The sequence below is a fragment of the Sphingobacterium populi genome, from assembly GCF_001586775.1.
GTDB classification, from domain to species: Bacteria; Bacteroidota; Bacteroidia; order Sphingobacteriales; family Sphingobacteriaceae; genus Sphingobacterium; species Sphingobacterium populi.
Map to the genome: position 1 here is coordinate 154,412 of NZ_LQXS01000003.1, position 24,840 is coordinate 179,251.

At 43.0% G+C, this 24,840-nt stretch carries 23 protein-coding genes; 13 read left to right on the plus strand and 10 right to left on the minus strand.

Annotation, left to right across the window (positions count from 1 at the left end; genetic code table 11):
• Positions 1–40 precede the first annotated feature (40 nt).
• Positions 41–358, minus strand: coding sequence for a Rieske (2Fe-2S) protein (locus A0125_RS08415; RefSeq protein ID WP_066754574.1), 318 nt, complete (start codon positions 356–358; stop codon positions 41–43).
• A 96-nt stretch (positions 359–454) separates the two neighbouring features.
• Here A0125_RS08415 and A0125_RS08420 point away from each other — a divergent pair, with 96 nt between their 5' ends.
• The 3 genes from A0125_RS08420 (at position 455) to A0125_RS08430 (ending at position 3,663) form a co-directional block, all read left to right on the plus strand.
• Complete coding sequence (locus tag A0125_RS08420) at positions 455–1,303, plus strand: 4-hydroxy-3-methylbut-2-enyl diphosphate reductase (protein WP_066755661.1); 849 nt, start codon at positions 455–457, stop codon at positions 1,301–1,303.
• Positions 1,304–1,372: 69 nt separating this feature from the next.
• Complete coding sequence (gene hemH / locus A0125_RS08425) at positions 1,373–2,407, plus strand: ferrochelatase (RefSeq protein WP_066754576.1); 1,035 nt, start codon at positions 1,373–1,375, stop codon at positions 2,405–2,407.
• A 2-nt stretch (positions 2,408–2,409) separates the two neighbouring features.
• Entirely contained in the window at positions 2,410–3,663 is a 1,254-nt protein-coding gene (locus A0125_RS08430; RefSeq protein ID WP_380884126.1) for a metallophosphoesterase, read from the plus strand.
• Between the two features lie 24 nt (positions 3,664–3,687).
• Here the strand turns inward: A0125_RS08430 and A0125_RS08435 are convergent, their stop codons facing one another.
• Positions 3,688–4,875, minus strand: a complete 1,188-nt coding sequence (locus A0125_RS08435) for a trans-sulfuration enzyme family protein (RefSeq protein ID WP_066754578.1) — start codon at positions 4,873–4,875, stop codon at positions 3,688–3,690.
• Between the two features lie 76 nt (positions 4,876–4,951).
• Complete coding sequence (locus tag A0125_RS08440; RefSeq protein WP_066754580.1) at positions 4,952–5,617, minus strand: TlpA family protein disulfide reductase; 666 nt, start codon at positions 5,615–5,617, stop codon at positions 4,952–4,954.
• A gap of 208 nt (positions 5,618–5,825) precedes the next feature.
• On the opposite strand from A0125_RS08440, the gene nagB reads away from it, so the two are divergent.
• Positions 5,826–7,742 carry a glucosamine-6-phosphate deaminase gene (gene nagB / locus A0125_RS08445; protein WP_066754582.1) on the plus strand — a complete coding sequence of 639 codons (1,917 nt, stop codon included), beginning with the start codon at positions 5,826–5,828 and terminating at the stop codon, positions 7,740–7,742.
• Between the two features lie 75 nt (positions 7,743–7,817).
• Here nagB and A0125_RS08450 read toward each other — a convergent pair whose 3' ends face one another.
• Positions 7,818–9,434, minus strand: coding sequence for a S41 family peptidase (locus A0125_RS08450; protein ID WP_066754584.1), 1,617 nt, complete (start codon positions 9,432–9,434; stop codon positions 7,818–7,820).
• 137 nt (positions 9,435–9,571) lie between these two features.
• Here A0125_RS08450 and A0125_RS08455 point away from each other — a divergent pair, with 137 nt between their 5' ends.
• From A0125_RS08455 to A0125_RS08465, 3 genes are all read left to right on the plus strand, one after another.
• Positions 9,572–10,141, plus strand: a complete 570-nt coding sequence (locus A0125_RS08455) for a hypothetical protein (protein ID WP_066754586.1) — start codon at positions 9,572–9,574, stop codon at positions 10,139–10,141.
• A gap of 100 nt (positions 10,142–10,241) precedes the next feature.
• Positions 10,242–11,639: a class II fumarate hydratase gene (gene fumC / locus A0125_RS08460; protein ID WP_066754588.1), complete on the plus strand. Its 1,398-nt coding sequence runs from the start codon at positions 10,242–10,244 to the stop codon at positions 11,637–11,639.
• A gap of 15 nt (positions 11,640–11,654) precedes the next feature.
• A complete protein-coding gene (locus A0125_RS08465) occupies positions 11,655–12,173 on the plus strand; it encodes a fumarate hydratase (RefSeq protein WP_066754590.1) in 519 nt (172 codons plus the stop codon).
• Between the two features lie 22 nt (positions 12,174–12,195).
• On the opposite strand, the gene A0125_RS08470 is transcribed toward A0125_RS08465, so the two are convergent.
• From A0125_RS08470 to mutL, 5 genes are all read right to left on the minus strand, one after another.
• Positions 12,196–13,284 (minus strand): endonuclease/exonuclease/phosphatase family protein, encoded by a 1,089-nt coding sequence (locus tag A0125_RS08470; protein WP_066754592.1) that lies wholly within the window; start codon positions 13,282–13,284, stop codon positions 12,196–12,198.
• 4 nt (positions 13,285–13,288) lie between these two features.
• Entirely contained in the window at positions 13,289–13,612 is a 324-nt protein-coding gene (locus A0125_RS08475; protein WP_156472488.1) for a DUF6576 domain-containing protein, read from the minus strand.
• A gap of 100 nt (positions 13,613–13,712) precedes the next feature.
• A complete protein-coding gene (locus A0125_RS15605; protein ID WP_197464833.1) occupies positions 13,713–14,063 on the minus strand; it encodes a rhomboid family intramembrane serine protease in 351 nt (116 codons plus the stop codon).
• 106 nt (positions 14,064–14,169) lie between these two features.
• Complete coding sequence (locus A0125_RS08480) at positions 14,170–14,883, minus strand: rhomboid family intramembrane serine protease (protein ID WP_066754596.1); 714 nt, start codon at positions 14,881–14,883, stop codon at positions 14,170–14,172.
• 26 nt (positions 14,884–14,909) lie between these two features.
• Positions 14,910–16,787, minus strand: a complete 1,878-nt coding sequence (mutL, locus tag A0125_RS08485) for a DNA mismatch repair endonuclease MutL (RefSeq protein ID WP_066754603.1) — start codon at positions 16,785–16,787, stop codon at positions 14,910–14,912.
• Positions 16,788–16,880: 93 nt separating this feature from the next.
• On the opposite strand from mutL, the gene A0125_RS08490 reads away from it, so the two are divergent.
• Positions 16,881–17,414 carry an NAD(P)H-dependent oxidoreductase gene (locus A0125_RS08490; protein WP_066754605.1) on the plus strand — a complete coding sequence of 178 codons (534 nt, stop codon included), beginning with the start codon at positions 16,881–16,883 and terminating at the stop codon, positions 17,412–17,414.
• A 66-nt stretch (positions 17,415–17,480) separates the two neighbouring features.
• Entirely contained in the window at positions 17,481–18,203 is a 723-nt protein-coding gene (locus A0125_RS08495) for a 3-keto-disaccharide hydrolase (protein ID WP_197464834.1), read from the plus strand.
• A 90-nt stretch (positions 18,204–18,293) separates the two neighbouring features.
• On the opposite strand, the gene A0125_RS08500 is transcribed toward A0125_RS08495, so the two are convergent.
• A complete protein-coding gene (locus A0125_RS08500; RefSeq protein WP_082784973.1) occupies positions 18,294–18,758 on the minus strand; it encodes a methionine-R-sulfoxide reductase in 465 nt (154 codons plus the stop codon).
• Between the two features lie 225 nt (positions 18,759–18,983).
• On the opposite strand from A0125_RS08500, the gene A0125_RS16140 reads away from it, so the two are divergent.
• Genes A0125_RS16140 through nrfD form a run of 4 tightly spaced genes read left to right on the plus strand, consistent with a single transcriptional unit; the run spans position 18,984 to position 24,837 of the window.
• On the plus strand, positions 18,984–19,433 hold the full coding sequence (locus A0125_RS16140) for a c-type cytochrome (RefSeq protein ID WP_231863181.1): 450 nt from the start codon (positions 18,984–18,986) through the stop codon (positions 19,431–19,433).
• On the plus strand, positions 19,433–20,272 hold the full coding sequence (locus A0125_RS08505) for a cytochrome c3 family protein (protein ID WP_231863182.1): 840 nt from the start codon (positions 19,433–19,435) through the stop codon (positions 20,270–20,272). The genes A0125_RS16140 and A0125_RS08505 overlap by 1 nt, the downstream gene beginning before the upstream one ends.
• A gap of 39 nt (positions 20,273–20,311) precedes the next feature.
• A complete protein-coding gene (locus tag A0125_RS08510) occupies positions 20,312–23,326 on the plus strand; it encodes a TAT-variant-translocated molybdopterin oxidoreductase (RefSeq protein ID WP_066754609.1) in 3,015 nt (1,004 codons plus the stop codon).
• A 29-nt stretch (positions 23,327–23,355) separates the two neighbouring features.
• Positions 23,356–24,837: an NrfD/PsrC family molybdoenzyme membrane anchor subunit gene (gene nrfD, locus A0125_RS08515; protein WP_066754611.1), complete on the plus strand. Its 1,482-nt coding sequence runs from the start codon at positions 23,356–23,358 to the stop codon at positions 24,835–24,837.
• Positions 24,838–24,840 lie beyond the last annotated feature (3 nt).

Genomic DNA, 24,840 nt, shown 5'->3' on the forward strand with positions numbered 1-24,840 from the left:
GGATAACATAAGATGATTACTGAGCAGATAAGTAGCTGTGTTAAAAAATATGCCACCAAGGTTTTACAATTCCGACATACCAAATGCCATTTTCTTCTTTAGTAGGATATGTTTTGATATAATTACCCTGTCCGGGATTGCCTCTGCCTGATCTAATATCAAATGCGTGGCGATGAAAAGGGCAAATCAATTTTCCTTCTTCGCACCAGCCCTGAGATAGATCTGCACCAGCGTGCGGGCATTTGGAACTCATAATATGAGGCTGGCCAGACTGGTAAACTAAGCAAAGCTTTTTGCCGGCGATGTCGATAGAAAATACGCCCGCCTGTTCTGGAATTTTAAATTTGTGCCATATCATATATAAAGATGAACAAATTGTTTACAAAAACGTTGCATGTAAATGCAGATTGACAAAGAGTTGGATATCGCATCTATTGATTACCTTTGCAATACTATGTCTAAGAATTTACAAGTTACGATTGACAAAGATTCCGGTTTCTGTTTTGGAGTGGTCTATGCAATAGATATGGCCGAAGAAATATTGGAAGAAGAAGGACAGCTCTATTGCCTAGGCGACATAGTGCATAATGACGAAGAGGTCGCGCGATTAAAAGCAAAAGGATTACAAATTATTGGTCACGAGGATCTTTCTGGATTGCAAAATGCAAAGGTATTGATCCGAGCACATGGGGAAGCGCCAGAGACCTATCGAATAGCGTTGGAGAATAATATTACGCTGATTGATGCATCTTGTCCAGTCGTACTGAAGCTGCAAAACCGGATCAAAACCTCTCATGATAATAAGGAGAAAATACTCATTTTTGGTAAACATGGTCATGCTGAAGTTATTGGATTAAAGGGGCAAACGAATGATGAGGCAATTGTTTTTCAGGATATTGCCGAGTTGGATGATGTAGAGCTGCCAGGGTCCTTTACCCTATATAGCCAAACCACCAAAAGCGTCGATAAATTTTACGCGATTAAGGAAGAATTGATTAACCGCGGATATGAGGTGAAGGCAAACGATACGATTTGCAGGCAAGTATCGAATCGTTATGAAGACTTGTTGCATTTTGCGCAAGCCTACGATCGTATTGTCTTTGTATCAGGTAAGAAGTCTTCCAATGGAAAAGTGTTGTATGATGTATGCAAAACGGCTAATCCCAACAGCTATTTTGTGTCTGACGTGAGTGAGCTAGATGCTGCAGTTTTTCAATCTAATGAGTCGGTAGGCATCTGCGGAGCTACCTCTACGCCGATGTGGCTAATGAAGGAAGTGAAGGCGTCGCTTGAAACGCTTTAAGGTCATATTTACATCACATTGCGTGCGTTTGCAGCCGTGATTATCAAGAAATCTTAAATTTGCTTGTACATGAAGAAGAGTGCAAAAAAAGGCATATTGCTGGTGCAATTGGGCACACCAGATAAACCTACTACCCGCGATGTTGGTCGTTATTTAGATGAGTTTTTGATGGATGGTCGGGTTATTGATATTCCTTATCTAACACGAGCTTTGCTCGTGAAAGGCGCAATCGTACCTCGGAGAGCACCGAAATCTGCCGCAACCTATAAAACCATTTGGGATGAGGAGACTGGTTCACCATTGATGTATTACAGCGTGAAACAGCAAGAAATGCTGCAGGCTGCCTTGGGAGAAGAATATCACGTGGCCTTGGCCATGCGTTATCAAAACCCTTCATTAGCGGATGTACTCGAGGAGTTAGAAGGAATGCTATTGGAATCTATACGTGTGATTCCCTTATTTCCACAATATGCTTCTGCCACTACAGGCTCAGTTATTGATCGCGTGATGGAAATAGTGCGCAAGTGGCAATACATACCAGCAATCAGCTTTGTAAATAGTTTTTGCGATGATGATTTGGTGGTGGAGGTGATTGCAGAGCACGCGCAGCGACACGATCTTAATAGCTTTGACCATATTCTTTTTAGTTATCATGGATTGCCCGTCAGGCAACTACAAAAGATCAATCCGCGTAAGGAAGAAGCGTGTGACAGCCATGGCTGTGCCGTTTGTAGAGAAAACACCAATCCTTATTGCTATGTGTCGCAATGTTATGCTACAACACGTGCGATCGTTGCTAAGCTTGGGCTGCGCGAAGAGCAATATTCTGTTTGCTTCCAATCGCGTTTAGGCAAAACGCCGTGGATTCAGCCCTACACATCCGATGCGTTACATGATTTGGCGACCGTAGGTAAAAAGCGCCTGTTGGTATTCAGTCCGGCTTTCGTGGCTGACTGCATCGAGACGCTGGATGAGATACAAGTTGAATACGCAGACGAATTCAAAGCGTTAGGTGGAGAAGAGGTCGCTATGGTAGAGAGCCTCAACCTAAATCCGAAATGGATTGAATCTTTGAAGCGCATGGCGCTAAATGAAACGAATTAATTATGATGATTATCTATAATACCATTCTACTGTTTGTTTTTGACCTGTACATATTCTTTGCACTGCGCAGCTCGGGAATACAGTTTGCCAAAAAAAAATGGTTTAGTTGGGTATGGTGGGGTTACAGTGCGATGCTCGCTTTAGGCGTACTGATTTCCTACAAATATAGTATTCCGCTGATGTACCGATCCATCATTTTGGTGGCTTTTTTTATCACAGTGGTCTGCAAGCTTATTTATGTCATTATTCTACTAATCGATGATGTTCGGCGTGGGGGCGTTTGGCTGGCAAGGCTATTTCGCCAAAGAACGCCGAGTCCTGTAGTCGAAGAACAACAAGAGCAGGTTGATGCTCAAAAGCATGGTATCAGCCGCTCCGATTTTTTGCTGAAATCCGGTATCGCAGTAGCTTCAATACCTTTCTTTCCACTAACTTGGGGTGTGATCTCTGGTGCGTATGACTATAAAGTGCGCCGCCAAAAACTATATTTTCCAAACCTTCCTAAGGAATTTCATGGTATGAAATTGGGACAATTATCCGATGTTCACTCAGGGTCATTCTACAATCATAAAGCCGTGTTGGGAGGTGTAGAAATGTTACTGGGCGAGAAGCCTGATGTGATCTTTTTCACAGGAGATTTGGTGAATAATGAAGCCTCGGAAATGCGCGATTACCAAGATATATTCGCTAAGGTAAAAGCGGAACTGGGCGTATTCTCTGTCTTGGGTAATCACGATTATGGTGATTATAAATATGGTTTTGAAGATTCGGCCGCGAAGCGAAAAAATTTTCAAAATCTGGTAGATACGCACAAAGTCATGGGCTGGGATCTGCTTCGCGATGAGCATCGTCGTATTAGCATGGGTGGCGAAAGTATAGCTATCCTTGGTGTAGAAAATTGGGGCATGGGTCGTTTTCCTAAAAAAGGAGATTTGTCCAAGGCATTGCAAGGTACGGATGAAGATGCGGTTAAATTGTTGATGTCGCACGACCCTTCGCATTGGCGCGCGCAAGTGTTAGATACTGATGTGGATGCTATGTTTGCCGGGCATACGCACGGTATGCAATTTGGCGTGCGTGCCGAACATTTTCAATGGAGTCCTGCACAATATATCTATCCAGAATGGGCTGGTTTGTATAAAGAAGGAAACAAGCAATTGTACGTGAATGCCGGTTTTGGCTTCTTGGGATACCCAGGTCGCGTAGGTATCCTCCCAGAGATCACGATTTTTGAATTGCTCCGCGGGCAGGCGTAAAGCACTGCTGAAGATGTTGCCTCGTTATTTTAATGATTCCAGCGCTTGTTGCAAGTCTGCTTTGAGATCGTCAATATGCTCAATCCCGACTGAGATGCGCAGCAAACCTAAGTGGAAAGCAGGTTTGCCCTGTGCTCCCGGCTGCTGAGTAGAATTCCACAAACTGGCCGGATGAGTAATCAGGGATTCGACACCTCCTAAACTCACAGCATTGCCGAATAGCTGTAGCTTGCTCAAAAGCTGCTGTGCATTACGATAAGCAACCTGTTCATCAGCTCCGGCGAGCTCCACCGAAAGCATTCCTGTAAATCCGCGCATTTGCTTTGTAGCCAAGGCATGCTGCGGATGCGAAGGTAAACCCACATAAATGACTCTCTGAATACCCTGTTGCCCTTCCAGCCAAGTTGCTAATTCTAACGCATTTTCATTGATTTGCCTGATTCGTAGGGAAAGTGTTTTTAGTCCGCGCAACAAGAGCCACGAGTCCATCGGGCTAAGTGATGCACCTAAAACCAATGATTTGCGCCAAGCTTTTTGAATAAATTCTTGGCTTCCACAGATCGCGCCCGCAGTCAGATCGCTATGGCCCCCCAGATATTTCGTCGCACTATGTACTACGGCATCTATACCAAAGTCAATCGGTTTCTGGTTAATCGGGGAAGCGAAGGTATTATCGACGATAGTAAAGATGTCGTTACGCTTTGCTAATTGCGCTACGGCCTGCAAATCCGTAATCTCCAGATTTGGGTTGGAAGGTGTCTCCAAATAAATCAGCTTCGTGTTTTTTTGTATCGCACGCTCAAATTCATTGATGTTCGTTTGGTCTACATGTGTTACTTCAATGCCGTAGGCAGGTAGAAATTCTCGAAAGAAAACCTGTGCTGCTGCATAATGCGCTTTCTGCACAACGACATGATCCCCGGCTACGACAGTAGCAAGTACAGCGGTAGATATCGCTGCCATCCCTGTCGCTAGCATTAATCCATCTTCTGTATTTTCTAGCTTAGCAATGAGTTCTCCAAGCTGACTGTTGGTCGGGTTGCCATGCCGATGATAGAAGTAAGGTGATTTAGTCCCAGTAGCATCCGTTAATTGTTGCTCGGCGCTCGCACTTGCCGTGTAAGTGGCGGTCTGATAAATTGGTGTAGTTATCGCTCTTGTATCATTATAATGCTCGCCCTCATGGATCAAATCCGTTTCTACCTTTCTCATAAACTCTTTTTTTTCTAATATAAGAAAAAAGTCTGTTCAAATGGTAGACTATTCACGGAGTCTGTCCTTGATTGCTTTACAATACTTCCATTAACTTGGTACGTAGCGCATCTCCGTGAAGATTGCGAGCAATGATGATGCCTTGAGGATCTACTAATATATTTTGAGGAATAGCTTTTACACCGTAAATTAAACTCGCGTAGTTATTCCAGCCCTGCAAATCCGAGATGTGTTTCCACGTCAAATTATCGTCTTTGACTGCTTTAGCCCAATTCTCAAATTCCGAGTCGAAGGAAATGCCGAGGATTTCAAAATTTTTGCCTTTAAACTCCTCATATAACGCTACTAACTTCGGATTTTCTGCGCGGCAAGGCGGGCACCAACTTGCCCAGAAATCTACTAATACATATTGTCCTTGCAGATCAGATAGCGCATAGGGAGATCCTTCTAAATCGAATTGTGTAATACTTGGCGCCTTTTTGCCCACCGAACTGTTTTCCAATGCCTTCAGATAGCGGTCGAAAATTTGTCCTTGCGTACTTTTGCGTACTTTCTTATCCAGCTTTTTAAATAGTACGGTCAGCTCTTTATAATCAGGATCGTAGCCACCCACTTTCTGAATCAACGAAATGCTACTTACATCTTTAGGGTTAGCGGTTATTCTTTCGATTAACTCTTCTTTAGATTGCGAAAAGGTCAATAATGGGAGGTACAGTATTATAAATATAGCTATCGACTTCATAAAGTATGTTATTTATCCAAATTTAGTATACTTAGACGGTTCGAGGTTAAGAAAGTTTAAGAATGCTACAGTTCGCCAGATAATAAGATATTAATGGCAGTATGTACGAATATTTTTGCTCGATATTTCTTCGATTCAGCCATCTTTATCTTCGTTTTTCTTTACATTTGCTATTCTATCACTACCGTAAATAACTTATTTTAATAAAATGGCCAGATTAAATTTATTGGAAGAAACTCGGTTTGAGAAGGTGCCTGTTAAGGTATATCCCACAGCAGATGAGGCGTCGATCGATGTAGCTCACCGTATTTCACACTTGATTCAAAGCAAACAACACAACGGTGAAAAAGCAATTTTGGGCTTGGCTACCGGTGCTACGCCTATCAAAGTGTATCGTGAGCTAGTGCGTTTGCACCGCGAGGAAGGATTAAGCTTTCAAAATGTCGTCACATTCAACCTGGATGAATATTATCCGATGCACCCGACGGCAGATCAGAGTTACGTTTCTTTCATGAAAAAACATCTGTTTGATCTGGTTGATATTCCTACTGAAAATATTCATATTCCGGATGGTACCATTCCTTCAGATCAGGTTCACGCTTACTGTGAGGAGTACGAGCGCAAGATCAGCAGTTATGGCGGTTTAGATATTCAACTGTTAGGTATTGGTCGTACAGGTCACATTGGTTTCAATGAGCCCGGTTCAGCGCCAAACTCGGGTACGCGTTTAGTCACGTTAGATGATTTGACGCGTAGAGATGCTTCCAGAGATTTTGGTGGTAAAGAAAATGTACCTACCAAAGCCATTACGATGGGAGTGGGAACTATATTCAAAGCCAAGGAAATAATCTTGATGGCTTGGAATGAGAAAAAAGCAGAAATCGTTAAGAAAGCCATAGAAGGCGAACTTTCGGCAGATATTCCTGCAACGTATTTGCAACTTTCAGATAATGTAGAATTCATCCTAGATCAAGACGCCGCTTCTTTATTGACGCGTTTTGATACGCCTTGGTTGGCCGAAGACGTGATCTGGACGGATGAATTGGCCAAAAAGGCGGTTGTATGGCTTTCTTTGGAATTGGATAAAGCGATTCTAAAGCTTACTGACGATGACTATAATACGCACGGTATGGCGCAGTTGGTTACGGAGAGAGGGCCGGCTTATGGCATCAATATTCGCGTATTCAATGAATTGCAACGCACGATTACTGGCTGGCCAGGAGGCAAGCCCGGCGTAGACGATTCCAACCGCCCAGAGCGAGCTAATCCTGCTTCTAAAAATGTAATTCTTTTCTCGCCACATCCAGATGACGATGTGATCTCGATGGGAGGCACGTTTATCCGTTTGGCAGATCAAGGCCATCAGGTGCATGTGGCGTACCAGACGTCTGGCAATACCGCAGTGTGGGATGATGATGTATTGCGCTATTTAGAATTTGTGATTGATTTTGCGTCGAGCGCCGAAGAAAAAGAGGCTAAACAAAAAATTTATGAAGAAGCCAGAACCTTTTTCGCGTCTAAAAAGCCAAATCAAGTAGATCCTGAAGTGATTCGCACTGTAAAAGGTTTGATTCGTAAAGGAGAAGCGATTGCTGGAGCGCGTTTTGTTGGATTGCCTGATGAGCACATTCATTTTCAAGATTTACCATTTTACGATCGGGGCAAATTTTCTAAAGAGGTAGATTTTGAAGACGATATACAACAAACGATGGATTTGCTTCGCCAAGTAAAACCACATCAAGTATTTGCCGCAGGCGATTTTGCAGATCCACATGGCACACACCGCGTGTGTTTTGATATCATTCTACAAGCGTTGCTTCGCTTAAGAGAAACTGACGAATGGACGAAAGATTGCTGGTTGTGGTTGTATCGCGGTGCTTGGCATGAGTACCCGATCCATGAGATTGAGATGGCTGTTCCGCTTTCTCCACAAGAGGTGAAGCGTAAACGTATCGCGATTTTCAAACATCAATCGCAGAAAGATGTGCCGGTCTTCCCGGGCGATGATCCGCGCGAATTCTGGGTGCGTGCTGAAGACCGTACTAGTGAAACTGCCGGCTTGTATCACAAGCTTGGCCTTGCTAATTACGAAGCCATTGAAGCATTCGTTCGCTGGAAATTTTAATCCAGAGAAATATCACCATGCGATAGCACCAATAAATATAAACATGAGCCTTTCGGAAATGATTTTTCGAAAGGCTTATTTTTGTACGATCAATTGAGGCGCTAATACTTCCATCGCCTTGCGGATGTATTTATCATCACGGTTTTTAACTTTGAAATAAGCCTCACGGCCGAAGTAGTAACGACCAACTAATGCTTCAATATCCGTCTGTATTAGGTCGTGCAAATCACGCTGCTTTTGAGTAGATACCTCAATACCTCCTGTCTTGTTGAGGAAATCGATAAAGGCTAAGTATTCATTGTATGGCAGATTATAACCTTGCAAAAAGTTTTCGATCGAATAGGCAGGAAGTTGCTTGGTGAAGCGCTCGTAGACGAATTGATCTAGATAATTGGATTTGGTAATCTGTTGATACAACAGGCTCAACTCATTATAATCTCTTGGAATCAGTACGTCGGGCACGATACCTCCGCCAGAATATACTTCCCGTCCCATTCCCGTTTTGTAAGCTTGTCCATGTGCATACAATGTATCCAAAGCCCAAAGTCCTTTATACATACTTGCAGAAGATACCATATTAGACCAGTTGGCGCTGTATTTTTTCTGAATGCTCCTGCCCAAAGGTGTGTAGTATTTGGCGATACTGAGGTTGATGGTGGATCCATCTGCAAAATCAAACTGCTCTTGTACGATACCTTTGCCATAACTGCGGCGGCCTATAATCGTACCGCGATCCCAGTCTTGAATAGCACCCGCGACTACCTCACTTGCGGAAGCGGTGCGATCATTGACTAATACAACCAGTTTGCCATCCTTAAATTCTCCGGTACGTTCAGAGAAATATTCACGCCGCTTTTCATGCGCACCCTCTGTGTATACGATAAGGCGTTTGTCTGAAAAAAATTCGCCTGCCAACTGTATGGCGACATGAAAGTAACCGCCACCGTTATCGCGAAGATCTAAGATCAAACTTTGCGCTCCTTGCTTCTTTAGCTGGATGATGGCCGAGCGAAATTCATCAGCGGTACGCTGACCAAACCTTCGAATCCTAACGAATCCCACGGTAGGCTCTATCATATAAGCTACGTCTAATGAGCTAACGTTGACCTGATCGCGCGTAGCTTTGATCGGAACCGGAAGTTCAATATTCTCTCGTTTGATATGGAAGCTGACCTCTGAGCCACGATTACCACGGATCAACTTATCTACTTCTTCTTTAGAAACCCGCACGCCAGCAAGTTCCTTATTGTCAATACGCAAAATACGATCCCCCACTTTGAAGCCCGCCTTATCTGCCGGTCCGTTCGTAATGAGGCCTACGATCAAGAGCGTGTCATTAAGATTGAAGTATTCCATTCCGATGCCTTCGAAAGTACCTTCGAGGATTTCGGTTTGTGATTGTGATTCCTTTGCCGAAAGAAACGTTGAATACGGGTCTAAATGGGCAATAATATGATTGATTGCGCCGTTTTGTACCGAGTCGGTATTGATGCTATCGACATAGGCGGCAGAGATTAGATCTACCACTTGTTGGATCTTGTAGGTGTTATCAGAAAGGCCAATAGGTACTAACGTATTCCCTGGCTTATTCCCTTGCTGATCAGCATAGTTTTGACCCAAAATTAGCCCCAGCACTAAGGTAGCGCCATAGGTGGCGGCAACAAAAATATTTTTCCTAGTCTCCTTCTGCATCTACGTGGTTTGGAAAGCAAAATTACTTGCAAAATCACACTATTGAAAATGTAATAACAATTATTTTATGTACAAAATGGAGTCCAACATGTTTTTATAAAAGGTAAATAATTTGTAATATTTGAAAAAATCTTTAAATGCACGAAATAGAACCGTTTTACAACTGGAGAGACGATTACATAGCGTCCGAAGATGAGCGTAGCCCTTTCTTTGGAATGGAATATAGTGAGTTTGAATTTGATAAGAAAATTTATAATTTTCTACTACACCCGCAGTGGGATGAGTTTGGCTCACACACCTTATACCTCAAAGTTTTGTATGCCGATTATGAGCGTGGATATGCAATTATCGAGTTGATCGGCGAATGGAACGATGCGATCTACAACGATATTATGCTGATGAAGCGAGAGCTAATTGATATGATGATCGACGAGGGCATTACGCAATTTGTGCTGATCGGAGAAAATGTGCTAAACTTCCACGCATCAGACGATTCGTACTACGAAGAGTGGTTTCAGGATATTGAAGATGGCTGGATTGCCGGACTCAACTTTCGACCCCATGTTATTGAAGAATTTGTGCGCAATCAGATCGATTACTATGTCAGTTTTGGCGATTACCTCAATGATTTTCCTTGGCGCACATTGAAACCAAAACAATTGTATCATCACATCAAAGAACATATCAGCAGAAGGTTGGGTATGTGACCTTGCTGTGACATTTGACGATGGATACGACCGATGATGATTCGGCAAGAAAGGCTTATTTTCTTTAACTTTGCTTTACACATTACAATAATATTTAACTATGTCATTCAGAATCGAAAAGGATACCATGGGCGAAGTCCAAGTGCCTGCAGACAAATACTGGGGAGCACAGACGGAACGTTCAAGAAACAATTTTAAAATAGGTCCATCGGCTTCTATGCCAAAGGAAGTGATCGATGGTTTTGCTTACTTGAAGAAAGCCGCAGCGTATGCGAACTACGATTTGGGCGTATTGCCTGTAGAAAAAAGAGATGCCATCGCAGCAGTTTGTGATGAAATATTAGCAGGCAAGCTAGATGAGCATTTTCCATTGGTGATTTGGCAGACCGGCTCTGGTACGCAGTCCAACATGAATCTCAACGAAGTGATCGCTAATCGTGCACAAGTATTGGCCGGAGGCCAGATCGGTGAAGGCGAGCCTATCTTGAAAGCGAATGATGATGTCAATAAATCTCAATCTTCTAACGATACGTATCCGACAGGAATGCACATTGCTGCTTACAAAGCAGTAGTAGAAACAACCATCCCAGGCGTAACGCAATTGCGCAATACCTTAGCGAAGAAAGCAGCAGATTTCAAAGAAGTGGTAAAAATTGGTAGAACACATTTGATGGATGCTACGCCAATCACGCTAGGACAAGAAATCTCTGGTTATGTAGCGCAGTTGGATTACGGATTGCGTTCGTTGAATAATAGCCTTTCTCACTTGGCAGAAATCGCATTGGGCGGTACGGCAGTAGGTACAGGATTGAATGCGCCAGAAGGATACGATGTGTTGGTCGCTAAATACATTGCTGAATTCACTGGACATCCATTTGTGACTGCTCCTAACAAATTCGAGGCTTTGGCGGCACACGACGCGATTGTAGAATCTCACGGAGCATTGAAGATGTTGGCGGTTTCTTTGAATAAAATAGCGAATGATGTACGTATGTTGGCATCAGGTCCGCGTTCGGGAATTGGTGAAATATTAATTCCAGAAAACGAGCCAGGATCTTCTATCATGCCAGGAAAAGTAAATCCAACACAATGCGAAGCATTGACGATGGTAGCAGCACAGGTAATGGGCAACGATGTAGCGATCACCATTGGTGGTACGCAAGGACATTACGAGTTGAACGTATTCAAACCACTGATGGCGTACAACTTCTTGCAGTCGGCACGCCTGATTGGCGATGCTTGTATGTCGTTTGATGAGCATTGTGCCCAAGGAATCGAGCCAAATCATACGCGTATCAAAGAGTTGGTGGACAACTCCTTAATGTTGGTGACGGCATTAAATACTAAGATCGGCTATTACAAATCGGCCGAGATCGCGCAAACAGCACATAAGAATGGCACAACCTTGAAAGAGGAAGCCGTTCGCTTGGGTTATGTAAGTGCCGAAGATTTCGATGCATGGGTGCGCCCAGAAACGATGGTTGGAAACATCAAATAGTATATTATTTTTACGATGATAAATAGCTATCGTAGCCAAGCATGCCTACTTTTAGTGGGCATGCTTTTGTTTTCTGCAAGCTGTGTGCGGCAATCCGAAATGCAGACTACCGGAGCCGATTTTTTTCAAGGTGAATGGGTGCAGGATTCTATTCCGGGTCAAGAAAGTATGCTGCATTACACATTGCACCATTTTAAGGTGACCTGTGATTCCATCTATGCTACCTTTCAAGTGAATTCTACAGTGAAAAACATGTCTGATAGCTGTTTTGGTTCGGGCAGTTGGAAGGAATATGCCAAAGGCGTTTACGTGGTGCGGGGAGATAGTCTGATTGTAGATGGCTTGTACACTAAACCCAATTTTAAACAAAAGATTTCTGGTTGTTATCGATCTGGAACGTATATTCCCCGATTCAGAATCGTAACAAAAGATGCAGATAATGTGGTCTTGGAAAGTCGTTTCGATCAGCGACCTATCGTGCTACGCAAAACGGCGGATATTACTTGCGTGCCTAAGCCACGGTGGGAGTATTAAGACGCAAATGAAAAGGCAACTGCTACAGTTTTACATCTGCCCATATCGGATAGTGATCCGAAAATTTGCGCTTAATAATGCCGTAGTTCAACACGTCGAAATCGGCAAAAATATAGTCAATCTGTAAAATAGGAAACACCTCAAAGTGAGTGACACCCCAACCACGACCTTTTTTCTGAAAAGCATTGTTCATCGTCTTTCCAATCGTATTCACGCTGTACGACATAGGTGTATCGTTGAAATCTCCCATCACTAGCTTTGGATAAGTGGTATCATCGAAGTGAGCCAGTAGATGCTCCACCTGTCGGCTGCGATAATAAAAGGCATCTTTTAGTTTGCGGCCTACGCGCTTGCTAGCCGCTTTTTCGTCGGGTGTGCCCGATGGGTTTTTAATAAAATCTTTGTCTTCATCCTGCAATAAGAAGGAGCGCAGATGTACGTTGTACACTCGAATCGTATCTTGCTCTTTTACGATATCGGTAAATACAATGCGGTTGATTCCATAAGAATAATCATTGATTACGCCAGCGTCCACGATCGGATATTTGGAGAACGTAACGTGGCCGTAGCCATGATAGGCATTTTCATTGGCAGGTGAGAAATAGTAGGCTTTGAAGTTGCAAGCCTTCTTCATCTTCTCTGTAAACTTCTGATCTCCAGATACCGTACTTTGAAATTCCTGCATGCAAAGTACATCTGGCTGGTTATCCTGTACGAGTTTGATCACGCTATCTTGCGTATGGACATTCTTATCCGAAATGGCTTGAAAAAGGTGGACGTTGTACGACATGACCCGTAAAACGCTGTCTCCTGAGTCGACCGGCGTACTGCTATTAAAGGCTACGTGCTTACTCATTAGTGGCCACCCGATCAGGATGGTGAAAAAAGAGAACGTTGCAAACAAGGGTCTTCTAAACAACCAGTAAATGACAAAAAAGAGATTTGCCAACAGAATGGGAGGGTAAGCCAAGCCAAAGAGGGCCGTAGGCCAGAAAAAGGTCGGATTGATGAATGATGCAGAGTAGCTTACTACTAAGGTCAATACAGCAAGTGAATTGAGTAGCAATACAATCTTGCTAAAAAAACCGAGGCTATTCGTGTATCTGGACATGGTACTACTTTTCCTGCTTACTGGCTTTAAAGAGGATTTCTTTTTCAAATGCACTTAGACTTTCGTATCCATTCAAGGATATTTTGTCTAAGATCTCGTCAATTACTTCCTGATTAGGAAGATCTGCGCGGTAGCTTTTGTATGTAGGTCCTTTGGGTTTATGATGTACTACTTTTAGCGGGCTCTTTTTTTTCTTACGAAGCATGTTGCTCCAGTCGCTACCCTGTTTTAAAGCATACATGAAACTAACTCCCCAAATGATGGCGGCGATATAAGCACCAACGGCAGTTTGATCCGATAAAACATAGTAACCCAATTGTAATGCCAAATATATAAGAGCAATGGTGCGTAATCGCACATTCCCAAATAGAAACAGTCGAATTTCTGTGTCGGGTACAAGGACCAACAGTGATCCGATAACAGCTGCATTAGCCACCGCACCACTGTGAAGATATGACGCGCCTTGTGTAGCAAAAAAAGTGCAACTGGCCTAACCCAAGATAAACAATACCAGCACAGAGTATGGCACCCGCATATACGGTGAGCAATTGCCGAGTTTGCAATAAATTGAGGAAAATGCGCCCTGTCAGATAAAGCCACAGACAATCAAAAAGCAACTCTAATAAATGCTCATTAAGGAAAGAATACGATAGTAAAGACCAGGGTTGTGCTACGAAGGTGGATAGATCTTTTGGAAGACTAAGTACCGAGAGCGTACGATCGAATAGTGGCGTAGAAATCGTTTCGGTATCGTGTAGCAGATCAAAGATGTAGATCAATACGAATAGCAGAATTTTGCAGAGATAATATAAGGCACAGGAGATCCTGAGCGATAGGTCGTCCGCAAAAATTCCTTCAATGTCCCTTCGTTGTACATCACGTTTTCTAATAAAAATTGGTACGTCTGATTCCCCAGGCTTTAAGTAAGATAAAACCGCAAAGTGCGCCGCCTACATGTGCTAAATGCGCAATAGAAGAGCTATTATTGGCAAATCCTAGATAAATCTCAATCAAAATATATCCACCTACAAAATATTTGGCCTTGATGGGCACTGGGATAAACAGAAATTGCAAAGGCATGTTGGGGTACAAATAAGCAAATGCGAGCAAAAGTCCAAAGACCGCTCCCGAAGCGCCTACCATAGGCGTGGTGTATATGGAGCGCAGCAAGTCATAACTCTCTGTGTCCATCGGGCGAGTTGGTCGGACGCTGTTGCTATATAAATCGATTTCTAGCCAATCGTGTGCGCTTACAGTACCAGTAATTTGATATACTTCGATCGCCTGTACTCCATATTGAAATACTAATGCCCCTAAGCCGCAAATCAAGTAATAGTTTAGGAAGCGCTTATTGCCCAAAACTTGCTCGATAATAGAGCCAAACATCACTAATGCAAACATATTAAAGAAAATATGCATCAAGTTACCATGCATAAACATGTAGGTAATGGGTTGCCAAATTTTAAACAAGGGCGAATCGGGATAAAAAACACCGAAGAAGAATGTAGATCCTGAAAAGATCGCTGAACCAATAAAGAATATTACATTAGTAATAAGTAGGTTTTTGGCGATTGGTGGTAAATTGTTCAACGGGTTCATACAATTCTTAAAATAAATTTTTAGTGTTAAAGTGTTTTCGCAAAACGTTCGGCTAACTCCTGCAACGTAAATGTAATGATGATTGGCTTTCCTTGCAAAGAGATGTTTGGTACTGCGCAAGCAAACAGTTTATCAATCAAGTCTGCCATGGAAGCGTGATCCAGCGGCGTGCCTATTTTTAGCGCTGCGCTACGCGCAAGACTTTTGGCTAAGTTTTCCCGTTTGCTCATCTTGAGCTCATCCTTATTATTTTTGAAATCTTCTAGCAACTGCTCAATCACGGTTGTTTCGTTCAGGTGGTTGCCCACATCTGCCGGAATACCGTCTACAATATACGTTGTTTTTCCAAATGGACGCAGCTGAAATCCCAGCGACTGCAAATCGGGTAATATTTCTTGCATTAGTACGGCATCGGCATTGCTCAATTCGATCGTCTGCGGGAATAAGCTCTGCTGACTCAACCCTTGCTGACGTTCCAGATGTTCCACAAACTGCTCATACAAGATGCGTTCGTGTGCCGCCTGCTGGTCGATCAGCATAAAACCCGAATGTATCTGCGAAACAATATATCTTTGATGTAGCTGAAAGGGCTGCTTTACAACGCTGGTTTTGATGTCATCTTTCTCTTCCGGATCCTCGTCAGGCAATAGCGGCAACTGTTGCGCGGTATTATCCTGCTCCGTAATTTGGTATAAAGTATCCCAATTTTGCGGAATAGCCGATTTTTTTTCAAACCCCAACGCATAATCAGCACTTCGAGTCGAGGTGCGTGCTGCGCTTGCCCCGTCTGATTCAAACGGATTGAAACTCGGGTTAAACGTAATCGTTGGCACTTGGATCTCGTCGAGGGGTTTTTGTGAGATCATATGATTAAAGCTCGTTTCCTGATCAAAATCCAAGGTAGGAGCAATATTATATCTTCCTAAAGAACGCTTTACCGCAGAGCGCAGGATCGCATAAATAGATTTTTCGTCCTCGTACTTGATCTCCGTCTTTGTCGGGTGCACGTTGATATCGATCTTTGCCGGGTCAATATCAATGCATAGCACATAAAAAGGATAAGAATCTGAGGGCAGAATATCTTCAAACGCATTCATCACCGCATGATTCAGATAGGGATCTTTTACGAAGCGTTTGTTCACAAAGAAAAACTGCTCACCACGGGTTTTCTTCGCAAACTCCGGTTTGCCTACAAAACCTTGAATACGCAGAATTGTTGTGTCTTCCTCTACCGGGACCAAGCGCTGATTGTAATTATTCCCAAATAGGTGAACAATACGCTGTTTTAACACCTCTTTGGGCAGTCGAAAAACTTCGTTGCCATCGCTATGCAAAGAGAAGCTAATTTCGGGATGCGCTAAAGCGACACGCTGAAATTCGTCAATGATATGGCGCATCTCCACCGCATTGCTCTTTAGGAAGTTACGTCGAGCTGGGATATTGTAGAAAAGATTCTTGATGCAGATGTTAGTTCCGGCAGGAATATTTTCAGGATATTGATCAATCACTGTCGAGCCTTCGATTTGCACAATCGTGCCCAACTCGTCTTCCACACGTCTGCTGCGCAATTCTACATGAGCAATAGCCGCAATAGAAGCCATTGCTTCACCACGAAATCCCATCGTACGAATGGCAAAAAGATCTTCCGCCTTCCGAATTTTTGAAGTAGCGTGCCTTTCAAAACAAAGGCGCGCATCTGTAACGCTCATGCCACAGCCATTGTCGATCACCTGGATCAGCGATTTTCCGGCATCCTTTACGATCAATTTGATCTGATCGGCTCCAGCATCAATCGCGTTCTCCACCAGTTCTTTCACAGCCGAAGCAGGTCGTTGTACAACTTCTCCAGCAGCGATCTGGTTAGCCACAGCATCTGGCAATAGTTGAATGATATCCGACGTCATACCGCGAAGTTACAAAAATGCTTTATTATCATTGGATGACATTAGTTGAAAAATAAAGCGAGATATTCGGATCACGAAAAGTGAATTACGGGAATGGAGAAAGTATTAGTTATCGTTATACACCCAGATTTAAAAAATTCGGTGATCAATAAAAGATGGATCAATGAGTTGGAGCAATATCCTGATCAATACCACGTGCATGATTTGTACCAGCAATATCCTAATGGCATAATCGACGTGGCGGGGGAACAACAGCTCATCGAACAGTATAATAAAATCGTGTTTCAATTTCCTTTGTATTGGTTTAGCAGTCCGCCGCTATTCAAGACTTGGCAAGATGAAGTGCTTACCTACGGTTGGGCATATGGTAGCAAAAGTGGTTTTAAGATGGCTGGCAAGAAGATAGCACTTGCAATTTCTGTCGGTGTGGCAGAAAATATCTATTCGGCCGCAGAAAAGTATAAATATACCTTAGAAGAGCTAACGCGCCCTTTCGAACTAACGTTTGAGTATGTAAAGGCAGATTATCGTCCATTATTTGCCTATTACGATCTTGAAATCAATACCCAAGCAACTTGGATCGAGCGTAGTGTGCCATTGTATCTGAAGTATCTGACTGCTTTGTAACATATCGCAATAGCTTCCTTAGTTTTCTCGCGACAATCCATATCTTGCATGCTCAATATAGACTTTATGAGAATAGTGTTCAATATTTTGCTTGTCCTAGCGCTCGCTAGCTGTGTGCAGTCGGAGCAAAAACAAGCCGCCATCAGTCAAGATAGCAAAGCTGGAGAATGGGTAGATTTATTGCACAGTGATTCGTTGACGGGTTGGCATTTGTACAATGCTGGCAACATGGCGTCCAAATGGAAAGTACAACAAGGAGAACTGATCTGCGATCCGCACAAATCGGATGGCATTTTCGGCGACCTCATTACGGATAAAGAATACCAAGATTTTGAATTGGATCTGGAGTGGAAAGTGAATAAGGGCGGAAATAGCGGCATTCTGATTAATGTGAAAGAAGATTCGGCTTATGCAGCTACATTTGCCACAGGCTTGGAGATGCAGTTGTTGGATAATCAATTTGCTGAGCCGCGGCATCAACGGGATTCTACGCACTGGGCAGGCTGCTTGTATTCGGTAGATTGTAATGCTAAAAACTCTTTGCCATTGCCCTACGGGCAATGGAATAAAGCACGCATCGTACAGCATAACGGAAAAGTGAGCTTTTGGTTGAATGAAAAGCTCACTTTTGAACGAGAAATCGATTCGCCTACCTTCCAAGAATTGGTAAACAATAGTCCGATTACGGCTTATCCTGACTTTGGCAAGTATGCTTCAGGTAGGATAGCTTTACAAAACCATACTGATTCGGTTTCATTTCGGAACATTCGAATTAAGGAGCTGCTTTAAGGCTTTAATCCGCATTTTTTTATAAAAAAGACCACATTGTTTATGCTGCAGTGTGGTCTTTATATGTTACTTACCAGCTAAATATGGTGCTTACTGTACCACTTCTGGCACAAACTTCATTGAGATCGAATTCACGCAATGACGTGTGTTTTTCGCGGTAAAACCTTCTCCGTTAAAAACGTGCCCAAGATGAGCACCACAGGCATTGCATAAAATTTCCGTACGACGGCCATCGGCATCCGTATCCCGGCGGATGGCACCTTTAATCTCATCGTCGAAGCTGGGCCAGCCGCAAAAAGATTCAAACTTATCTTCCGAACGATACAATGGCGCGTCACAACGTTTGCACAAATATGTGCCTTGCTGTTTATTGTCAAGCAATTCGCCGGTGAATGGGCGCTCGGTTCCTTTATCCTCGATGACATATTTCTCTTCTGCCGTCAATTCGTTATACTTGTCGTTATTCATTTCCGTTCGATTTTTAATAGATTTATTTCCACAATTTACTTGTAGTACTGAAATCCAAATGATGCCCAAAATTATAAGTAATTTCATGCTTAATTTGTTTAGATCTATTCACAAAAATACTAAATAAACCCATTTAAATCGCATTTTAAGGGAGTTATTTAGAACGGTTATAAATTAAACTATTCAGTCACCAAATTGTCAGGGATTGTTTAAATAGTTATACTTTTGTGCAAAGTTTAGTGGGGTGAAAACTCTACTTTCAAAGAGATTTTGAATATATCATACACATTAAAATAGTATAAAGTGCTAAATATGAGAAATATCTCATCCGTTTTGGGAAAACTGGCGAAGTCAATATCAGTTGGTTTGGTGTTGTTGTTTGCCGCTACAAGTGTATCAAATGCGCAGGATGCCTCTAATGGGGGTGCCCTTTTTAAAGCGAATGCATGTCATTCTTGTCATGCTGTAGGTCGTCAGTTGACTGGGCCAGATTTGGCTGGGTTAACGGATCGTCGTGAAGAATCGTGGATTATCAAGTGGGTGCACAATCCACAAGGAATGGTCGATTCTGGTGATCCGCAAGCGGTAGAGCTGAAAAGTAATTTTAACACAATTATGGCGCCGTACGCGCATTTGTCTGAGGACGATATTCGTGATATCATCGCATATCTTCAAGCAGAAGAAGTGAAAGCGGCAGCGAAAAAGGAGCAGGCGGCAGCGCAAGGTGGTGGTGCTGGCGGTAGCAAGGGGCAAGTACGTTGATGATTGTCATCGTGTCTGTCTTAGTTGTGGTTGTCGTAGGTGTATCTATTTTATTGTCTCGCGTCGCTAAGACTTTAGAAAAAGTAATCGATACCAATAAAGAATCTATCGATGTAGCTACTGCAGAGTATGCTGCGCGTGGGTCTAAGTTCGGTCAGTTTGCTAAAGCATTCGTTCGTAATAAGAAGTTGGTGTTCTTCGCGGTCTTGATGATTGTTGCACTTCTAGGTGTAGTAGGTTGGAAGACCGGATGGAATGTCGGTGTGCACCAAGGATATCAGCCAGTACAGCCGATCAAGTTCTCGCACCAAATTCACGCTGGTGTAAATCAGATCGAGTGTCAATACTGTCATGGTGGTGCATTCAAATCGAAGAATGCTTCTATTCCTTCGGCAAACGTTTGTATGAACTGTCATAACACCATTACTGCTGGTGAGCACTATGATAACGATAGTGGTATCTCTCCGGAGATTGCCAAATTGTACCGCGCGGTAGATTGGGATCCAGAGACACGTACTTACGGTAACGATACGCGTCCGATTGAATGGATCAGAATTCACAATCTTCCTGATTTCGCGTACTTCAACCACTCACAACACGTTGTCGTTGCGGGTGTCGAATGTCAGACTTGTCACGGTCCGATCGAATCAATGGAAGAAGTATATCAATATTCACCATTGACGATGAAGTGGTGTATCGATTGTCACCGTGAAACGTCGGTAAATACAGACAATGAGTACTACGATCAATTAATCGAGGCACACGATAAATTGAAAAAAGGCGAAAAAATGACTGCCGCTATGATCGGTGGTCTAGAATGTGGTAAGTGTCACTATTAATCAAATTAGAAAAAACGCAATCTTAATATACAGCTTTACATGGATAGCAACAAAAAATATTGGAAAGGGTTAGAAGAGCTAAATCAAACTCCTGCGTTCGTACAGTCGAGCAAGGGAGAGTTTTCTGAGTCGATTCCCGTAGAGGATGTATTGAATGAAGAAGGATTGAGCACCAAAACTCCTCGTCGGGACTTTTTAAAAGTTCTTGGTTTTGGTTTAGGTGCCGTATCCTTGGCTGCTTGTCAAAATACTCCTGTTCATAAGGCCGTTCCTTATCTTATTAAACCTGAGGAAGTAACGCCGGGAGTTCCTAACTATTATGCTTCGTCATTTAATGGGCAAAGTGTTTTGGTACGTACACGTGAAGGTCGTCCTATCTTGGTAGAAGCTAACCCAAATAGTGTGGGTTTAACGCAAGGTACAGAATCGGCTACAGTCGCTTCGGTATTGGACTTGTACGACATGACCAACAAACTACAGAATCCGCAAATTGGTGGGAGAGATGTAGAGTGGGCAAAATTAGATGCTAAGGTAACTGAAGCATTGAACAAATCTGTGCAAGCGGGAAAACGCGTTGCCATTGTTTCGAGAACGATCAATAGCCCAACTTCGTTGGCAGCTATTGCTGAATTCACTAATAAATATCCGGGTACTATACATGTACAATTGGATCCTATTTCTTATGCTGGTATTCGTGCTGCCAATGAAGCTAGCTTTGGTCAAGCAGTTGTCCCTTCGTACAATTTCGAGCAGGCACAAGTTGTTTTGTCGGTAGGTGCAGATTTCTTGGGTACTTGGCTAGATGGTGAGCAGCATACGCAAGACTACATAAAAAATAGAAATTATAAATCGTTAGAAGCGGGCAGAATGTCACGGCATATCCAATTCGAAACTGGATTAAGCATGACAGGTACCAATGCGGATGTGCGTATCGCCATCAAACCTTCTGAAGAAGCTGGTGTCTTGATCTCTTTGTATAATGAGATCACTGGATCATCTTTAGCGGGAGGTATTCAGCAAGCGAATGCAGCTACAGCGATCAAGCTGGCAGCACAAGAATTGTTGAAGAATCGTGGTCAAGCGGTGGTCGTAGCAGGATCAAACGATGTCAATATTCAAACGTTGACGAATGCGATTAACTCAGCGATTGGTGCTTATGGTACTACAATCGATTTAGTAAATTACTCTAAAAAACACCAAGGGTCTGAAAGTGACTTTGCTTCCCTTTTAGGAATGGCAAACGCAGGCCAGATCGGTGCAGCTATTCTTTGGAATAGCAATCCAGTATACGATTATTACGATAGTGCAGCAGTAAAACAAGCACTAGCAAAAATTGACTTCACTGTTTCTTTCTCAGACCGCGCAGATGAAACTGCTTCAGAATTGAAAGCAATTGCTCCAGCAAGTACATTCTTAGAATCTTGGGGTGATGAATCGGCGAAAGTTGGATATTATACGATTGTACAACCTACGATCAACCCGGTGTTCAATACACGTCAGGCAGAAGTTAGCTTGTTGACGTGGGCAGGAAATAATACAGACATCTATACGTATGTACGTAATATCTGGGAATCGCAAATACTGCCAGGTAGTACTAAGAATTGGACCGATATTCTACAAACAGGGTTCGAATACAAAGGCAACACGACGGGTACATCTGCTACGTTTGCGGGCAATGTAAGTGCTGCTGCTACAGCAGCCTCAACAGCTGCACAATCGATTAAAGCTGGTGATGATTTCGAGCTATCCTTGTACCAACCTGCTAATATTCGCGATGGTCGCTATGCGAACAACGCTTACTTGCAAGAGCTTCCGGATCCAGTTTCCAAAGTAACTTGGGATAACTATATAGCGCTTAACCCGAAAGATGCTGAGCGTCTTGGTTTTGGAGAGAAAAGCACAGCTACTGTAAAAGCAGGAGATTTAGAGATTGAGCTTCCTGTGCTAGCGCAGCCAGGCCAAGCCTTGGGTACTGCTTCTGTTGCTTTAGGATACGGACGTACCAAAGTTGGTAAGGCAGGTAATAGTGTTGGTGTTAATGCTTTCCCTTTTGCGCAAGTAAAAGCAGGAACAATTCAATTTGTGAACAAAGTAGCTATCAGCAAAGCATCTCGTATTTACGAATTGGCGCAAACACAAACGCACCATACGATCGAAGGGCGTAATATTATTCGTGAAACAACTTTTACGAAATTCTTGCAGAACCCTGCTTCAGAAGCCGGTAAATTCTCGGATGATCATAAAACGTACGACTTGTGGAACAAGTTCGAGCAGCCAGGTCACAAATGGGTAATGGCGATCGACTTGAATGCATGTACAGGTTGTGGTTCTTGTATTGTAGCATGTAACGTAGAGAACAATATTCCAGTTGTAGGTCGTGATGAAGTACGTCGTCGTCGTGAGATGCACTGGTTACGTATCGACCGTTATTACACCATCGAAGAAGGCGGAAAAGGATACACCAAAGAAGATGATATTGCCAATCTTGCTTCTTACGAGAATGTAAGTGTAGTACATCAACCAATGATGTGTCAACATTGTGAGCACGCTCCATGTGAAACGGTTTGTCCGGTATTGGCTACGGTTCACTCATCAGAAGGATTGAACCACATGGCTTACAACCGTTGTTTTGGAACACGTTACTGTGCGAATAACTGTCCGTACAAAGTGCGTCGCTTCAACTGGTTTAACTACTGGAACGATTCGCGTTTTGATAACTATTTGAACAATGAATTCACACAATTGGTGTTGAATCCAGATGTTACGACACGTTCTCGTGGTGTGATGGAAAAATGTTCGATGTGTATACAACGTATTCAAGCAGGTAAGCTTCATGCAAAAATGGAAGGTCGTAAAGTGCAGGATGGAGAAATCCAAATGGCATGTTCAAGCGCTTGTAGTGCTAACGCTATGATCTTCGGTGATGCTAACGATCCTAATTCAGAAGTTTCCAAAGCATTGCGTAGCGAGCGTATCTACTACGTATTGGAAGAAATCAACGTTCAGCCAAATGTAGGTTATATGACGAAAGTCAGAAATACCTTTGAAGCTTAATCTTGTTCAATTTTTTGAAATAAACAACTATGTCATCGCATAACGAATCAATATTAAGAGAACCATTAGTAACCGGGAAAAAGATCACGTACGCCCAAGTGACGGACGATGTATTGCTTCCGGTTGAAAACAAGCCTAACAAAGCTTGGTGGATAGGATTTATCGTGGCTGTCTGCGGAGCCATGCTTTGGGTTATCAGTGTCGGTTACACATTTTGGACTGGTATTGGTGCTTGGGGTTTGAATAAGACCGTAGGATGGGCTTGGGATATTACCGACTTTGTATGGTGGGTTGGTATCGGTCACGCCGGTACACTGATATCTGCTGTACTCTTACTTTTCCGCCAAAACTGGCGTAACTCCATTAACCGTTCGGCAGAAGCGATGACGATCTTCGCTGTAATTTGTGCCGCTACTTACGTTGTGGCTCACATGGGTCGTCCTTGGTTAGCATACTGGATTTTCCCACTTCCGAATCAATATGGTTCGCTTTGGGTAAACTTCAACTCACCATTAGTATGGGATGCCTTTGCAATCTCTACTTACTTTACGGTATCATTAGTATTCTGGTACGTAGGTTTATTACCGGATATCTCTTCGGTACGTGACCGCGCTACTGGCTTGAAAAAGAAAATCTATTCTACCTTATCATTTGGTTGGAATGGTTCTGTTAAAACTTGGCAGCGCTTTGAGATCGTTTCTCTAGTATTAGCCGGTATTTCGACCCCATTGGTACTTTCGGTACACACGATTGTATCCATGGACTTTGCTACATCGGTAATCCCTGGATGGCACACCACGATCTTCCCTCCGTACTTCGTAGCAGGAGCGATCTTCTCTGGTTTTGCGATGGTACAAACGTTATTGTTGATTCTTCGCAAAGTGATGAACTTTGAGAACTATATCACGATGTTCCACATCGAGTCTATGAACAAGATCATCATGGTAACGGGATCTATCGTAGGTATCGCTTACTTGACTGAGTTATTCATTGCATGGTACTCTGGTTCTGAATACGAGATGTATGCATTTGCCAATCGTGTTGCTGGTCCGTATGCTTGGGCTTACTGGGCGATGATGACCTGTAATGTAATTTCTCCACAGTTATTCTGGTTCAAGAAAATTCGTACCAGTATTCCGATCTCATGGGTGCTATCTATCGTAGTAAACATCGGTATGTGGTTCGAGCGTTTCGTAATTATCGTGACTTCGCTACACCGCGATTACCTGCCATCGTCTTGGGCAATGTTCTACCCAACGTGGGTTGATGTAGGTATCTTCATCGGATCAATCGGACTATTCTTCACGTTATTCCTATTATTCATCCGTTTCTTACCAAGTATTGCCATGGCAGAGGTAAAATTACTATTGAAGAGTGCTTCACTACAGCAAAAAACGAAATTGGTTCAAGAGGGTGCATTCCCAGAAGAACAAGTACAGTACTTTAGAGATTCGTTGACAAAGTATGATTCCGTTTCGGAAGAGGATATTAATGCTTTACGTAAAAAATAATAG

Coding starts and splice junctions, on each gene's coding strand:
- A0125_RS16140 (WP_231863181.1), top strand. CDS start 18,984: ATGAGAAATATCTCATCCGTTTTGGGAAAACTGGCGAAGTCAATATCA.
- A0125_RS08500 (WP_082784973.1), bottom strand. CDS start 18,758: ATGAAATTACTTATAATTTTGGGCATCATTTGGATTTCAGTACTACAA.
- A0125_RS08415 (WP_066754574.1), bottom strand. CDS start 358: ATGATATGGCACAAATTTAAAATTCCAGAACAGGCGGGCGTATTTTCT.
- mutL (WP_066754603.1), bottom strand. CDS start 16,787: ATGACGTCGGATATCATTCAACTATTGCCAGATGCTGTGGCTAACCAG.
- A0125_RS08430 (WP_380884126.1), top strand. CDS start 2,410: ATGATGATTATCTATAATACCATTCTACTGTTTGTTTTTGACCTGTAC.
- hemH (WP_066754576.1), top strand. CDS start 1,373: ATGAAGAAGAGTGCAAAAAAAGGCATATTGCTGGTGCAATTGGGCACA.
- nagB (WP_066754582.1), top strand. CDS start 5,826: ATGGCCAGATTAAATTTATTGGAAGAAACTCGGTTTGAGAAGGTGCCT.
- A0125_RS08450 (WP_066754584.1), bottom strand. CDS start 9,434: ATGCAGAAGGAGACTAGGAAAAATATTTTTGTTGCCGCCACCTATGGC.
- A0125_RS08510 (WP_066754609.1), top strand. CDS start 20,312: ATGGATAGCAACAAAAAATATTGGAAAGGGTTAGAAGAGCTAAATCAA.
- A0125_RS08490 (WP_066754605.1), top strand. CDS start 16,881: ATGGAGAAAGTATTAGTTATCGTTATACACCCAGATTTAAAAAATTCG.
- A0125_RS08480 (WP_066754596.1), bottom strand. CDS start 14,883: ATGAACCCGTTGAACAATTTACCACCAATCGCCAAAAACCTACTTATT.
- fumC (WP_066754588.1), top strand. CDS start 10,242: ATGTCATTCAGAATCGAAAAGGATACCATGGGCGAAGTCCAAGTGCCT.
- A0125_RS08455 (WP_066754586.1), top strand. CDS start 9,572: ATGCACGAAATAGAACCGTTTTACAACTGGAGAGACGATTACATAGCG.
- A0125_RS08505 (WP_231863182.1), top strand. CDS start 19,433: ATGATTGTCATCGTGTCTGTCTTAGTTGTGGTTGTCGTAGGTGTATCT.
- A0125_RS08420 (WP_066755661.1), top strand. CDS start 455: ATGTCTAAGAATTTACAAGTTACGATTGACAAAGATTCCGGTTTCTGT.
- A0125_RS08440 (WP_066754580.1), bottom strand. CDS start 5,617: ATGAAGTCGATAGCTATATTTATAATACTGTACCTCCCATTATTGACC.
- A0125_RS08495 (WP_197464834.1), top strand. CDS start 17,481: ATGAGAATAGTGTTCAATATTTTGCTTGTCCTAGCGCTCGCTAGCTGT.
- A0125_RS08465 (WP_066754590.1), top strand. CDS start 11,655: ATGATAAATAGCTATCGTAGCCAAGCATGCCTACTTTTAGTGGGCATG.
- nrfD (WP_066754611.1), top strand. CDS start 23,356: ATGTCATCGCATAACGAATCAATATTAAGAGAACCATTAGTAACCGGG.
- A0125_RS08470 (WP_066754592.1), bottom strand. CDS start 13,284: ATGTCCAGATACACGAATAGCCTCGGTTTTTTTAGCAAGATTGTATTG.
- A0125_RS08435 (WP_066754578.1), bottom strand. CDS start 4,875: ATGAGAAAGGTAGAAACGGATTTGATCCATGAGGGCGAGCATTATAAT.